The organism is Mesorhizobium sp. M2A.F.Ca.ET.039.01.1.1 (assembly GCF_003998035.1).
Lineage (GTDB): Bacteria > Pseudomonadota > Alphaproteobacteria > Rhizobiales > Rhizobiaceae > Mesorhizobium.
Genome location: NZ_RZRY01001522.1, coordinates 1 through 454, shown reverse-complemented (window position 1 = coordinate 454; position 454 = coordinate 1). Strand labels below are relative to the sequence as shown.

The 454-nt window shown below is 61.0% G+C and carries 1 protein-coding gene and 1 pseudogene; both read left to right on the top strand.

Annotated elements, in window-relative coordinates; genetic code table 11:
• A partial coding sequence (locus tag EOA24_RS40745) for an SDR family oxidoreductase (protein WP_127410961.1) occupies positions 1 to 208 on the top strand: 208 nt, incomplete at its 5' end.
• A gap of 117 nt (positions 209 to 325) precedes the next feature.
• Positions 326 to 454 (top strand): annotated as a pseudogene (locus EOA24_RS43770) (TetR family transcriptional regulator); the annotation flags it as partial.

The window sequence follows — 454 nt, the reverse complement described above, 5'->3', positions numbered from 1 at the left end:
TACCAGGACCGCGATGGTGGACGGCTTCGTCCGCGCCAGCGGCTCCCCGGAAGCCGAGGCGATTGCCGAACTCACGCGCGGCGTGCCGATGAAGCGGGTCGGCGAGGTTGACGAGATCACGACGGGGATCCTGTTTCTTGCCGATCCCGCCAACTCCTTCATGACCGGCCATGCGCTGGCGCTCGACGGCGGCATCGGCGCCATCTAGGAATTGCGTTGGAACAAAGGGTTAGGGCGGACGTTGGGGAACCTGCCACGCACTTGTTCGTTTCCGTACAGCGTATATAATTTAACAAGGCAACCAACCAACGAAGGCAGGCAAACCTTGCCGTTGAGCGTCCAGACACGCCGCGAAAAACAGAAAGCAGAGCTGCGCTCCGAACTGGTCGAAGCGGCCCACAAGCTCGTTCAGGAAGAAGGCTATGAGGGCCTGACCATCCGCAAGCTGGCCAAG